This window comes from Oleidesulfovibrio vietnamensis (assembly GCF_055388115.1).
Genome location: NZ_AP042419.1, coordinates 874,774 through 887,433 on the forward strand (window position 1 = coordinate 874,774; position 12,660 = coordinate 887,433).

The following is a 12,660-nucleotide window of genomic DNA, read 5'->3' on the forward strand; positions in this document are numbered from 1 at the left end:
AGAAGACACACATGTCCAGAAATTCGGTCCGTTTTGTTCCGGAAGGAACCACAAAACAGTGCGTGCGTAACGAGATAGCCAACAGGCTGCGCGAGCTTATAGCCTGCGGCGAGCTGCGGCGGGGCGACAAGCTGCCCGCCGAACGGCATCTGGCAGAGGTGCTCGGGGTTTCGCGCCATTCCGTGCGCGAGGCAATCCGCTCGCTGGAACAGCAGGGAGTGCTGGCCAGCCGCCGCGGCGACGGCACCTATGTCCTTGATGACCGGCAGGAACTGCTGTACGGCCCGCTGGGCATGGCAGTGGAGCAGCGCAACATTCAGGAGGTTCTTGAGTTCCGCAAGCTGCTTGAACCGCAGATAGCCAGTCTGGCGGCACGTAATATTTCGGGCACCGATCTTGCCCTGCTGCGGGAAAAACTCAACGAGCAGAAAGCCGTCATTGCTCAGGGCGGTTCCGGATCGGCGCTGGACGCCGAATTTCACCTGCTTATCGCCAAAGCCACCGGCAACCGCGTGCTGTATGAGGTGCTGGTGCGCATCCACGACATTGTCAGCGAAAGCCGCGATTTCACCCTGCAGACCGAAGAACGCCGCGACTGGGCGGTGATGACGCACGAGCGGGTGCTGGCGGCACTGGCGCGCCGAGACCCCGAGGCGGCCTTTCAGGAAATGCATTCCCATATCGACTACGTGGAAAAAATTGCTCTGGAGTGGATTGACTGATGCTCCGCTGAGGTTTTCGCGGCGTCGTTCTCTTGCCCGCAGCCGGCGTCTACGGTATCAATTTGGGCGATCAAACAAATACGGCACCACCGGAAAGCGTTTCTGCAGAAATTTTACCGGAAACGTTTTCAGAAGGGCTGCCGCGCAAAGCGGCGTGCCGCAGGCAGGGTGTCCGCACACACTCATCACACAAATGCCGCCACGACGGCCAAGGAGGATTCTCCGGCATGAAGGAAGTACGCGAAAAGGCAAAAGAACTGATGAAAGGCTATTGCCGGGTCTGTCCCGTGTGCAACGGCAAGGCCTGCGCGGGCGAAGTGCCCGGCATGGGCGGACTGAACACCGCCTCTTCTTTCCGCAACAATGTGGAATCGCTGGCGGCCGTGCAGCTGAACATGCGCCTTATCCATGATGCCGTGCAGCCCGACACCTCGGTGACCGTGCTTGGTATTCCTCTTTCCATGCCTGTCATGGCTGCGCCCATCGGAGGAGTCTCCTTCAACATGGGCGGCGGCATCACCGAAGAAGAGTATGTGAACGCCATTCTGGGCGGCTGCAGACAGCAGGGAGTCATAGGCTGTACGGGCGACGGGGTGCCTCCGTTCATCATCGACGCCGGCATGGACGGCATTGCGGCGGTGGAAGGGCACGGTATTCCGTTCATCAAGCCGTGGGACGGGGAAGAGCTTGACCAGAAGCTTGACCGGGCGCTTGCTTCGGCCTGTCCTGCTGTGGGTATGGATATCGATGCCGCGGGGCTGGTTACGCTGCGCAAGATGGGCAGACCTGTGTCGCCCAAAACACCGGCGCAGCTGAAAGCCGTTGTGGACAAAGTGCACGCGGCAGGCCGGACGTTTATCCTGAAGGGCATCATGACGGTGGTGGATGCCCAGCTGGCGGTGGAAGTGGGTGCCGACGCCATTGTGGTTTCCAACCACGGCGGGCGCGTGCTTGACCATACGCCGGGTGCCGCGGAAGTGCTGCCCGAAATCGCCGATGCCGTGAAGGGCCGCATTACGGTGCTGGCGGACGGCGGTGTGCGTGACGGGTTTGATGTGATCAAAATGCTTGCTCTGGGCGCCGATGCCGTGCTTATCGGACGTCCTTTCAGCATTGCCGCGGTGGGCGGTCAGGCCGAAGGCGTGGCTGCATACCTTGAAGCGCTGCGCGGCCAGCTTGTGCAGGCCATGGTGCTTACAGGCTGCCGCAGCGTGCAGGAAGCCGGACGGCATATACTGCGCGGAATCTGATGCAGAATACGGCCCGCGGCATGCTGTCGCGGGCTTTTTTTAACGGACGGCGGGCTTACTATCATGATAGAATCTCTTGCTCTTTACATTGCGCTTGGTTCCGTGGCAGGCGTGCTGGCAGGTCTGCTCGGCATTGGCGGCGGACTGGTGATTGTTCCCATGCTCACGTTTTCGTTCACATGGCAGAACGTACCGCATGAGCATATGCTGCACCTTGCGCTGGGTACTTCTCTGGCTACCATCATTTTCACCTCCGTTTCCAGCTTCCGCGCGCACAACCGGCGCGGTGCCGTCAACTGGGCCGCGGTAAAGGCGGTCACCCCCGGCATTCTTGTGGGCACTTTTGCAGGGGCATTTGTGGCATCCGCGCTTTCGACCAATTTTCTCAAAGGATTTTTCGGTATCTTTTTGTACTACGTGGCCGTGCAGATGCTGCTTAATATCAAGCCCAAACCCACGCGGCAGCTGCCCGGGGCGCCGGGTATGGTGGCCGCCGGGGGCGGCATAGGAGTGTTGTCCAGTCTGGTGGGCATAGGCGGCGGCACGTTGTCGGTGCCTTTTCTCACATGGTGCAACACCCCCATTCATACGGCCATAGGCACGGCCTCTGCCATCGGATTACCTCTCGCCATTTCGGGTTCACTGGGCTATGTTCTTAGCGGGTGGGGCCAGCCGACCCTGCCCCAATACTCTGTCGGCTACGTCTATCTGCCCGCCATGATAGGCATTGTCAGCGCAAGTATGCTTACCGCCCCTGTAGGGGTGCGGCTGGCGCACAGCCTGCCCGTACCTCGCCTCAAGCGTATTTTTGCTGTGCTGCTTCTGGCTGTGGGCACAAAGATGTTGCTGAGTCTTTTTTAAAGACCCGTACGGCAGAGTTCTCACGCAAACCCCCGGTGCCGGCCGGGGGTTTTTTTTTGCCCGCCGTCCGGAACAGAGGTATGGTATGTAACTGTAAATAGATAATGAATGCAGGAGAACGCATGAAAATAATAACAATGTGGATATATTCTGTCATGCTTGTGTGTACGTCCGCCTACTGCGCACAGGCCGGGGAACCTGAACCGGGTGCGGGGCAGAGTATACCTGCGCACAATCTCAACATCCTTATGTGGCAGTCGGCGGCGTTGGAACAGGCATGGCTTTCCGGTCAGGGGCCGGACTGCAGCGGAGTGCGCGACAGGCTGCCTGTGCTGGATGAAGCTTTGCAGGGGTTGCAGGACGAGCTGATTGTCATGCGGGGAGCCGCGGAAAACGGAACAGCGGTTTCCGCTGCGTACAGCGCCCTGCGGCGGCAGACGCGGGCTATGCTGGGGCGGATGGAACAGGCGCTTGCAGTGTGCACGGCACAGGGGCGCGGACAGGCTTTGCAGGCAACGGGAATGGATGAACTGCTGCGTATGGAGATGATGCGGATGTCCATGACCGCACGCGACGCCTGCCTGCAGGTGGCGCAGGCCGCACGGCGGGCGGCTGTGGACTGCCGCTGAACTGAAAGGCGGAAAGCTATGAGGAAGACCGGCAGCGGTTGCAGATTCCGTACAGATACATCTTGTGTCCTGTCAGCCGGAAATCATGGCGTCTGGCAAGCTCTTCCTGCAGAGATTCAAGCTTTTCGTCCAGAAACTCCACGGTGTTGCCGCAGCGTTCGCATATCAGGTGGTCGTGGTGGTCGTCTTCGATGTACCGTTCGTAACGTACAGAAGCTCCGCCGCTGTGGAATTCACGGGCAAGACCGGCATCCACCAGCAGCCGCAGGTTGCGGTACACGGTGGCAAGACCGATGCGGCGCCCCTGCGCTGCCAGACGGGCGGCAAGCTCTTCGCAGGTGACATGCTCTTCAGTGGTCCACAGGGCATGCACCACGGCTTCACGCTGCTGGGTCCATTTCATGCGTTTTTCCGCAATGAAGTCCTGAAAACGTCTGGTGTAATGTTGCATGGAACCGCCTTTTTTTCATTTCAGGTGAAAATACGGGAAACAGTCTGGCAAAGCCAGCCATGAAAATTATTTTCATTATGGAGGGAACAGATGTGGAGAATTTTGCTCACATGTTCGGCGGTGCTGCTGTTTTCTCTGGCGGGGGCCGGTAAGGCGCCGGCTGTTGTGCCGGTAATGCGCGTATCGCTGGAAAATACCGATGACCACATGCAGACCGCCATTGTGCGCAGGTTTGTGCAGCAGGTTAACGAGCAGCTGCAGGGCAGGCTGAAAGCGGTTGTCTATGCCAATGCCCGCCTGTTCCGCGACAGGGACGTGGTGTACGCACTGGCGCAGGGCAAGGTTGAAATGGCGGTCCCCGGCATCTGGAACATCGCGCGCATCGAACCTTCCGTCAATTTATTCATGCTGCCGATGTTTTACGGACGCGCTGCGCAGGATACACATACGCTGCTGGAAGGCCATGTGGGGCAGAGCGTTGTCACGCGCATCGAGAACGCCACGCGTTCTGTGGTGCTGGGCACATGGCTTGATCTGGGACATGCCCAGCTGTTCACCCTTAAAGCGCCGCTTGATGCCGACCGGCTTGTAAAAGGTTTGCACATCCGCGTGGCGGGCGGGCTGGGCAACGAAATGCGCATCAGTGCGCTGGGGGGGCTGCCGCGTATCATCGCATGGCCCGACCTGCCGTCGTGGCTGGAATCCGGAACGGTGGACGGTGTGCTGACCACATATGAAACCGTTGTCAGCGCGCGGCTGTGGGAGCACGGCATCCGCTATGCCTTTGAAGACAGACAGTACTTTGCCCAGTATGTGCCGCTGGTCAACGCCCGCTTCTGGGCGCATCTGCCCGGGGACGTACGGCACGAGCTTGCGGCGTTGTGGAACAGGGCGGCGCTGGAAGGGCGCAAAGAAGCCGCTGCGGCGCAGGAGCAGGCCAAAAAGACCCTGCGTGAAAACGGCGTAAGGATAACCGTGCCTTCCGCGCCGGAGCGGCGGGCGCTGCGTGACCGGGTGCTTCCGGCACAGGACGCGATTGCCCGTGCTACACATGTTGATCCTGCACTGGCAGCTGAGGCGGCAACCTTTTTGAATTCACTGGAGGAAGCCGCAAGTGCCCCCTGAATTTCTGCTGACCCGCGGGAAAAATGCTGCGGTACTCATCGCAGGCATTCTTACATTGCTGGCGTTTCTGTTTGCTTATGATGCCATACGTGATGCGCGTTCGCAGGCGGTAAGTCAGGCTCAGCTCGAGCTGGGGCGTGTGGTGGCGGCATTTTCCGGAGAGGCGGAGCACGCCTTTGAGCAGATGCAGCTTCTGCTGGATATGCAGGCGGAAGGCGTGCCGCCGGAGCAGGCTGCGGGCATTATGTTTCATCCGCGCATAAGCAACACGCTGACATATTCGCGCACGGGAGATCTGCTGTATGCACAGTATTCCGGGCAGGATACCCTCAGCCAGTCGCTGGTCAGTCTTATGTGGCGCGAACTGCCGGAAGTACGCGGGGCCGTGCAGGTGCTGGCGGTTCAGGGGTACCGTGCATATCCGCAGCTGGTCATGTATCGGGCCGCAGTGAATGCTGCCGGCAAAGATGTGCTGCTGTGCGGGCTGATAGATACGCAGCATCTGGCGGAACGCTTTCTGGACGGATCGCTTTCCACGGAATTTACCGTGGGGCTGGTGCGCGCCGACGGGTCGCTGCTGGTGGCATGGAACGATCTGCGTTCGGCACTGCGGGGCATGTCGCTTTCCACGCTGGACGTGCCGCCGCGGGTACGGGCGGAACTGCTGCGCGGCGGCGGTGTCCGGCGTACGGTTACCGATGATGCGCTGTATCAGGCGGTGCAGCTGCCTTCTTTTTCTTATTATATGGTGGCCAGCACACGCATGCAGTCTGTTATGGAGCTGGTGCAGCCGTTTGTGATGCGTACCGTTATTCTGGCAGCCGGTCTGTGGGTGGTGGGCATTTTTCTGACAATCGTGGTCTACAGACATTCGGTCAGTCAGTACGATCTGGCTCTGGCCGAACTGCAGTGTGCGCAGCGTGACGAACTGGCAAATCTGTTCAAGGCGCTTGTCACGGACGTGCAGGCTGCCCCTGAACCCGCAGCGGCCATGGAAGTTTTTCTGCGGCGTCTTTGCGAGCGGACGGGGTTTGAACTGGGAGCCGTGTACCTGCCGGACCAGCAGGAACGTTACCGCTTTGTGATTTATCAGAGTGATTCTTTTCACCCCATTGCCAGAAATCCGGGCAAAGGCATGTCTGCACCGGACGTGCTGCGTGCGCATCTGCTGGGGCTTATGCAGCACCCTGTGTTTTTGCAGGCAGAACAGAACGTGGTTGTGCCGGACATGAGCGTTGATGAGCGGTTTGCGGAATTTTATCCGGCCGGGGAGGGCTCGCCCGCGCAGCCGCTGCTGAAAACTGTAATCAGGGGAGCCTGCGTTTCCCGTGTGCGCCGTGCTTCCGTGGGGCATGTGCATGTCGGTCTGTTCTCTCTTGTATCGCTGGAAAAAAGCAGTGATGTCGCCGGACTGCTTGATGAAGTTATGCCGCTGCTGGGGCCGGTGGCCGAGAGTAAGCTTGCAGAGGTGCACCTGCGCGAACAGGAAATGCTCTTCCGCAACCTGTATGACAGGTCGGCTCTGGTGCAGGTGGTGGTCAATCCTGAAACAGGCAGGGTGCTGGATGCCAACATGGCGGCGTGCGAATTTTACGGCTATCCGCACGAAGTGTTTGTGACACAGACCCTGTATGACCTGTGGCAGGCTCCACGGGACGATATTGACGCCGTCATGTCCGCTTCCACAGAACTGTATACCGGTTTGCACATACAGAAGCATATTCTGGCCGGCGGCGACCTGAAGGATGTGGAGGCGTACATGGGCAGGGTGCCGTGGAAGGGGCAGCATGCTCTGCTTTGCGCCGTGTTCGACCGTTCCGGCATAAAGAAGATGGAGGCGGCTCTGCTGCGCAGCGAGCAGCAGCTTGCCATGCTGATGGAAAAGCTGCCTCTTGCACTGGCGCTGCTGGATGAGACCGGAACCATACGGCAGGTGAACGGGGCTTTTGTAGCGCTTACAGGCCGCACGGCGATTTCCTGTACCGGCAGGTATCTGCATGAGCTGGGGCTGGAAAGTCTGCATGAGGCGTCATGTCCTGTTGTGCAGGATGCCCTGCTGCCGGCCGGTAGAGAGCCGCAGGAGCTGCTTCTTGTCACGTTGCAGGGTGAAGAACGCCATGTGCTTGTACATACCACCCGTCTGCAAATGCACGAGGAGGGCACACGGTATGCGGCGTTCATAGTGGATATGACCGAACGGCGCAGGCTGGACGACCTTGTGGTGCAAAGTGAAAAAATGGCCTCCGTCGGGGGGCTTGCCGCGGGCATGGCGCACGAGATCAATAACCCGCTGGGCGGCATAATGCAGGGAGCGCAGAACATCATCAGGCGGCTTGATCCGCACCGGGAGGCGAACCGTGCCGCGGCACAGGCGTGCGGGTGTCCGCTCGAAGCCATCAGGGCATACCTTGAGCAGCGCGGCATCCTGCGGTTTATCGGCGGCATAGAGGATTCTGCCCGCCGCGCTGCCCGTATAACGTCAAATATGCTCGAATTCAGCCGGCCTTGTGCCGGAGAATGGCGCAAGGCACGCCTTGAGCATATTCTGGATGTGGCGCTGGAGCTGGCCGCTAATGACTATGATCTGAAAAAACGTTATGACTTCAGAACAATCCGGATCGTCAGAGACTATTCGCCCGATGTTCCTGCCGTGCGCTGCATCGTTTCCGAAGTGGAACAGGTGGCGCTCAACTTGCTGCGTAATGCCGCACAGGCCATGACGGAAGCCGCCACAGAGGCTCCTGCCATCACGCTGCGCACACGGGTGGACGGCGAATACGCTGTTTTTGAGGTGGAGGACAACGGGCCCGGCATGAGCAGAGAAGTGGCCCGCCGCGTTTTTGAGCCGTTTTTCACCACCAGAGAACCGGGGCGCGGCACAGGCCTCGGGTTGTCTGTGTCGTATTTTATCATTACCGCCACTCACAAGGGGGCGATAGCAGTGCAGGCCCGGCCCGACCGCGGAACAGCATTTGTGGTGCGCCTGCCCTTGCGCAGTGCAGAGTGTCTGCACGAAGAAAAACCTGCCGTGGAGAACTGACATGCTTTTTACCCTGTGCCGCCCGGTGTGCCGCCCGGCGTGCCGTGTGCATCTGCCCGCCCGCGCTGTTGCAGTGCTGCTTTTTATCCTGTTTGCCGTGCCGGTGCTGACCGGCTGTTCCGATACTCCCGAAAAAACACAGCCCGCAGCCGAAACGGAAAGTTTTGACACGGTGGTGCAGCGTGCGCGGGGCACCACCGTGCGCTTTTACATGTGGGGCGGTTCGGCGCAGGTCAATGCGTGGGTGGACGGCTATGTGTCTGACAGGATGAAAGAATTGTATGACATTACGGTGCAGCGCGTGCCCATGGACGCCCCCGTGTTTGTCAACAAGCTGCTGACGGAGAAAGCCGCAGGCAAACAGACCGGTACCATTGACCTGATGTGGATCAACGGCGAGAATTTTCGCAATGCCCGTGAAAGCGGCGTGCTCTACGGTCCTTTTGCCGGCAGGCTGCCCAATATGCGTTATGTGGATGCCGCTGCCGTGGCCACTGATTTCGGCTATCCGGTGCAGGAATACGAAGCACCGCTGGGACGCGCCCAGTTTGTCTTTGAGTATGATACGGCAAGAGTCTCCAGCCCTCCGGCATCTTTTGACGAACTGCGCAGCTGGATCAGAGAACACCCCGGGCGGTTCACCTATCCGCAGCCGCCCGATTTTACCGGTTCGGCTTTTGTGCGTCAGGTGTTTTATGCAGTGACAGGGGGCCATGAGCAGTACATGACTGACTTTGACGGAGGCCTGTGGGACAGACAGGCTCCGGCGTTATGGCTGTGGCTTAACGAAATCAAACCCTTCATGTGGCAGCAGGGCGTCAGCATGCCCAAAGATCCTGCCGCCCTGGATACCCTGTTTGCCCGCGGTGAGGTGGATTTCAGCATGGCCTATCATCCAAGCCATGCGCAGAGTAAAATTCTGGAAGGCACCTACCCTGACACTGTGAGAACATTCGTCATGCAAGACGGTTCGCTGTACAACACGCATTTCACGGCCATCGCCTTTAATGCTCCCAACAAGGCGGGGGCCATGGTGCTGGCTGATTTTCTGCTGTCGCCGCAGGCGCAGGCGCACAAGCTTTCCCCTGCAAACTGGGGGGACTTTCCCGTGCTGGAAATGGACCGCCTGAGCGAAGCTGACAGAGAATTGTTTTCCGCTGTGAAGCAGGGCGCGGCAACGCTTCCGCCTGAAAAACTGGCTGAACACGCCGTGCCGGAAATTCCCGCCCTCTGGCTGGAAGCCATTGAAGAAGGCTGGGACAGACATGTGCTGCGGCAGAACCGGCAGTGACGGCACAGCATAACGATACCTGCGGTGCTGCGTGTCCGCCCCCTCTGCGCAGGGCAGAAGCTCCGGTAAAGGTGCTGCTGGACATTGACAACGCCATGGGGTTGCCCGTGCGCGATGCCGATGACGGCGTGGCTCTGGCTCTGGCGCTGTGGTCGCCGGAATTCGAGCTGACAGCCTGCACCACCTGTTCCGGAAACTGCCGGGCATCGGCTTCGGCGCAGAACACGCTGCGCATGCTGGAACTGGCCGGTGCAGACGCGGTACCGGTGGCAGCCGGCACCGATACACCGCTGGGGGGTGAGGACAGAGCGCGGCATCATGCCTTTCTGGACGCCAAAGCTTCAGGAGCCGGAGCCTCGCTGTGGGACGATGTGTCGCTGCCGGCGCCTTCTGCCCGTCAGGCCTCTGTTCCTGCCTGCAGGCTTATTATAGAAACGGTGCGCCGCCACCCGCACGAGGTGGTGCTGGTAATGGAAGGCGCATTGACTAATCTGGCTCTTGCCCTGCGACATGCCCCTGACATTGCTCCGCTTATCGGCGCGGTTGTGCATATGGGCGGTGTGTTTGCGCCCCGCTGTCCCGCAGAAATGGCACCGCAGTGGAAAACTCCCGACATACCTGAATATGTGTGGCGGCATGCGCTGCGTTTCAATACATGGTATGACCCGCAGGCCACCGAGGAAGTGGTACGGGCGGGGCTGCCGCTGTGCTTTGTGCCTGTCAATGTGACCAGCCGGACATGTCTTTCTTCGCATCAGATCGCGCAGATGCGCACCGCGGACGATCCGCTGCGGTGTTTTGTGCGCCGGACGCTGCTGCCCTGGGCGCGCTGGAGCGAACAGGTCAGAGGTCTGGACGGCGCACACATGCATGATGCGCTGGCGCTTGCGGTGGCCGCCATGCCGCACCTGTGCAGCTGGAAGCCGTTCTGCTTTGATGTTCAGGCATTTCGGGATGGTAGGGATTTTCTACTGCCTTTTGGTGACAAACCCTACCATCGGGTGTGGGTGGCCACTGCGGTGGACGCGGCTGCTTTTCATGCATGGCTGCTTGCGACCATGGGTATAGATGTATCGGCTTTGTAATATAAGTGTATATTTTTCAACATTTTGTTTTCTGGCATGGGAATGTTCAATGTTTTTGCGCCTCGTTTTACCCCAAGTGCACGGCACCCAAGGAGAAAAAAATATAAGTGACCGTCATGGTAGGGGTTGGTAAGACATCTTCGCCGGTAGGACAGGTTTTCGTACGCGGACGGAAGCTGAAGCTTATCGTAACGAGGTTTATACGGAGAACACAGTGCAACAGAAAAACATTGACCAGATAGTAGAACGGATATCGCAGGATTTCCGGTCCATTTCCACCAGCATGGAACGGCTGGAACGAAATGACGAAGGGGACTTCATTGTGCCTGACACCGTGCTCAGCTGCATGGTGGGTGTGTTGCAGAATGTGGTTGCAGGCCTGCAGAAAGCGCAGAGCGAGTACGCCATCCGTCAGTATCAGAACAGTCTGCTTGCTGACATGGGCGGCAACCCGCTGGGCATTTCACCCTACAGCGACAAAGATCAGTAGCCGCATAGCGCGTTATATATACAACTGAACAAAAGCGCACCGTGCATGCACGGTGCGCTTTTGTCTGTGCCGCCCCCGAAGCGGAGCGCAGCAGCGGCATAAAAAAAGGCGGAAGCTTGCGCTTCCGCCTATGCGAGCAATTGCTGTGTACTACACGCAGCCGGTGGGCTTGGGCAGACCAGCCATTTTGCATGCTCCCTTACCGGGGCCGGAGGGGAACAGTTCGTACACCTGCTTCAGCTTGAAGCCGGTGTTCTTGGACAGGATACGCACCATGGGTGCGATACCGTTCTTGCGGTAGTAGTCCTGCAGGAAGTCAATGATCTTCTGGTGATCCTCGGTGATTTCAGCAATACCTTCGGATTCCTTCACGTATTCAACCCATTCGGGGCACCATTCATCGAAGCGAAGCAGGAAGCCGTCTTCGTCAACCTCGAACGTTTTACCCTGGAAGCTTACTTCAGCCATGCTTGTCCTCCTTGGACATAATCTAGCGGTGTATCGGGCTAGTACATACGCCAACCTGCGCAAATGCAAACGCCTGAGCGCAGTTATATGTAAGCAGCGATCCGCTGCTTGACTCCACGGCATCGCAAAAGGGGTATCCTTTCGCGGAATCACTCCTTACTGCCATACAGGAGAAATTGTCAATAGCAGGGCCGGTAAGCGCTGCGTTGTGGAACGTTTTTCTCCGCTCACTAAGCGTAAAGAGAGGAACACTCCCGTCAGGAGACCTTTACAGGCTGTAACCCAAAGGGACAATTCCGTTAAAGCGAAGTTACAATGCCATAAGGCCGCCGAAAATACAAGGAGCTCTTTTTTTATTTATTGTAAGCTATAACGGTGTGTTGCGGGTGTTCAGGCGCTCAGTCGCCGTGCCGTTGTGCGTAAGCGCCTACTCTTTCGGACGCAGACCGCAGCCGCGCGGCGCTGCGCAGAGAACAAAAAAAAGCGGGTGCACAGGCACCCGCCGTAATTGCGCGGTACAGGTCAGAATGACACGGTGTGTACATTGGCACGCGACCAGTATGTGACGCGGTAACGTGACTTGAGCTGTTCGATAAGGGTGTTTTCGTCGGACCGGTCCATGGGGCGGATGCGTATGAAAACCTGCCGCATGCCGTCATCGCGGTCTTCAAAGGTGAGTATGGACGTGATGCGGGCCTTGTGTTCGCGCAGAGTGTCCACAATGGGTTTGAGCGTGCCCGGCGAATTGGGCAGCAGAAAGCCGAACTGCACCCCGCCGTGCCGTGCGCCGGTGATGGAAAGCAGCACCTTGAAGATATCCTTGTCGGTGATGATGCCGGTCAGTCTGCCGTCGTCATCTACAACCGGCATACCGCTGAAGTCGCGCTCCAGCATGACAAGGGCCGCGTTTTCCACGGTATCGTCGGGTTTTGCCGCCACCACGTCACGGGTCATTATGTCATTGACCTTGATTTCAGACAGCAGATAGTACAGTTCGTGAACATCAAGGGTGGTGGCCTTGGAGGGGGAAGCTTCCTTTATATCCCTGTCAGAAATGATGCCGACCAGCTTGTTATCCTTATCCACTATGGGCAGCCGGTCAAAGCTGTGTTCCTTCATCAGCTTTGCGGCGCGCATCATGGACATTTCCGGTGTGGCGCTGATGACGTCTCTTGACATCCAGTCGCGAATCAGCATGAGAATATCCTCCTGTGGCCGTGCAAAGAGGCGCCTTAAGGGTTACTGGTA

Annotated in this window: 12 protein-coding genes; 9 read left to right on the plus strand and 3 right to left on the minus strand. The window is 58.6% G+C overall.

What is annotated here, in order from left to right; genetic code table 11:
• The first annotated feature begins 11 nt into the window (after window positions 1-11).
• The 4 genes from ACZ5D1_RS03635 to ACZ5D1_RS03650 all read left to right on the plus strand — a co-directional run bounded on the left by ACZ5D1_RS03635 (window position 12) and on the right by ACZ5D1_RS03650 (window position 3,462).
• A complete protein-coding gene (locus tag ACZ5D1_RS03635; protein ID WP_011366824.1) occupies window positions 12-722 on the plus strand; it encodes a FadR/GntR family transcriptional regulator in 711 nt (236 codons plus the stop codon).
• A gap of 227 nt (window positions 723-949) precedes the next feature.
• Window positions 950-1,972: an alpha-hydroxy-acid oxidizing protein gene (locus ACZ5D1_RS03640; protein ID WP_011366825.1), complete on the plus strand. Its 1,023-nt coding sequence runs from the start codon at window positions 950-952 to the stop codon at window positions 1,970-1,972.
• Between the two features lie 63 nt (window positions 1,973-2,035).
• Complete coding sequence (locus tag ACZ5D1_RS03645) at window positions 2,036-2,833, plus strand: sulfite exporter TauE/SafE family protein (protein WP_011366826.1); 798 nt, start codon at window positions 2,036-2,038, stop codon at window positions 2,831-2,833.
• Window positions 2,834-2,955: 122 nt separating this feature from the next.
• Window positions 2,956-3,462 (plus strand): hypothetical protein, encoded by a 507-nt coding sequence (locus ACZ5D1_RS03650; protein ID WP_011366827.1) that lies wholly within the window; start codon window positions 2,956-2,958, stop codon window positions 3,460-3,462.
• Between the two features lie 16 nt (window positions 3,463-3,478).
• Here ACZ5D1_RS03650 and ACZ5D1_RS03655 read toward each other — a convergent pair whose 3' ends face one another.
• On the minus strand, window positions 3,479-3,913 hold the full coding sequence (locus tag ACZ5D1_RS03655) for a Fur family transcriptional regulator (protein ID WP_011366828.1): 435 nt from the start codon (window positions 3,911-3,913) through the stop codon (window positions 3,479-3,481).
• A 90-nt stretch (window positions 3,914-4,003) separates the two neighbouring features.
• Here ACZ5D1_RS03655 and dctP point away from each other — a divergent pair, with 90 nt between their 5' ends.
• From dctP to ACZ5D1_RS03680, 5 genes are all read left to right on the plus strand, one after another.
• On the plus strand, window positions 4,004-5,038 hold the full coding sequence (gene dctP, locus ACZ5D1_RS03660; protein WP_464555950.1) for a TRAP transporter substrate-binding protein DctP: 1,035 nt from the start codon (window positions 4,004-4,006) through the stop codon (window positions 5,036-5,038).
• Complete coding sequence (locus ACZ5D1_RS03665) at window positions 5,028-8,078, plus strand: PAS domain-containing sensor histidine kinase (RefSeq protein WP_464555951.1); 3,051 nt, start codon at window positions 5,028-5,030, stop codon at window positions 8,076-8,078. The genes dctP and ACZ5D1_RS03665 overlap by 11 nt, the downstream gene beginning before the upstream one ends.
• 1 nt (window position 8,079) lies before the next feature.
• A complete protein-coding gene (locus ACZ5D1_RS03670) occupies window positions 8,080-9,369 on the plus strand; it encodes an ABC transporter substrate-binding protein (protein ID WP_273238160.1) in 1,290 nt (429 codons plus the stop codon).
• Window positions 9,366-10,454: a nucleoside hydrolase gene (locus tag ACZ5D1_RS03675; RefSeq protein ID WP_464555952.1), complete on the plus strand. Its 1,089-nt coding sequence runs from the start codon at window positions 9,366-9,368 to the stop codon at window positions 10,452-10,454. Before ACZ5D1_RS03670 ends, ACZ5D1_RS03675 begins: the two co-directional genes overlap by 4 nt.
• 214 nt (window positions 10,455-10,668) lie before the next feature.
• Window positions 10,669-10,944, plus strand: coding sequence for a hypothetical protein (locus ACZ5D1_RS03680; RefSeq protein ID WP_011366834.1), 276 nt, complete (start codon window positions 10,669-10,671; stop codon window positions 10,942-10,944).
• Window positions 10,945-11,094: 150 nt separating this feature from the next.
• On the opposite strand, the gene ACZ5D1_RS03685 is transcribed toward ACZ5D1_RS03680, so the two are convergent.
• Window positions 11,095-11,412, minus strand: coding sequence for a TusE/DsrC/DsvC family sulfur relay protein (locus ACZ5D1_RS03685; protein WP_011366835.1), 318 nt, complete (start codon window positions 11,410-11,412; stop codon window positions 11,095-11,097).
• A gap of 522 nt (window positions 11,413-11,934) precedes the next feature.
• Window positions 11,935-12,609, minus strand: a complete 675-nt coding sequence (locus tag ACZ5D1_RS03690; RefSeq protein ID WP_011366836.1) for a CBS domain-containing protein — start codon at window positions 12,607-12,609, stop codon at window positions 11,935-11,937.
• Window positions 12,610-12,660: the final 51 nt, after the last annotated feature.

Excerpts from the sequence above, each read along its gene's own strand:
- ACZ5D1_RS03635 (WP_011366824.1), top strand. The coding sequence starts at position 12 with ATGTCCAGAAATTCGGTCCGTTTTGTTCCGGAAGGAACCACAAAACAG.
- ACZ5D1_RS03640 (WP_011366825.1), top strand. The coding sequence starts at position 950 with ATGAAGGAAGTACGCGAAAAGGCAAAAGAACTGATGAAAGGCTATTGC.
- ACZ5D1_RS03645 (WP_011366826.1), top strand. The coding sequence starts at position 2,036 with ATGATAGAATCTCTTGCTCTTTACATTGCGCTTGGTTCCGTGGCAGGC.
- ACZ5D1_RS03650 (WP_011366827.1), top strand. The coding sequence starts at position 2,956 with ATGAAAATAATAACAATGTGGATATATTCTGTCATGCTTGTGTGTACG.
- ACZ5D1_RS03655 (WP_011366828.1), bottom strand. The coding sequence starts at position 3,913 with ATGCAACATTACACCAGACGTTTTCAGGACTTCATTGCGGAAAAACGC.
- dctP (WP_464555950.1), top strand. The coding sequence starts at position 4,004 with ATGTGGAGAATTTTGCTCACATGTTCGGCGGTGCTGCTGTTTTCTCTG.
- ACZ5D1_RS03670 (WP_273238160.1), top strand. The coding sequence starts at position 8,080 with ATGCTTTTTACCCTGTGCCGCCCGGTGTGCCGCCCGGCGTGCCGTGTG.
- ACZ5D1_RS03685 (WP_011366835.1), bottom strand. The coding sequence starts at position 11,412 with ATGGCTGAAGTAAGCTTCCAGGGTAAAACGTTCGAGGTTGACGAAGAC.
- ACZ5D1_RS03690 (WP_011366836.1), bottom strand. The coding sequence starts at position 12,609 with ATGCTGATTCGCGACTGGATGTCAAGAGACGTCATCAGCGCCACACCG.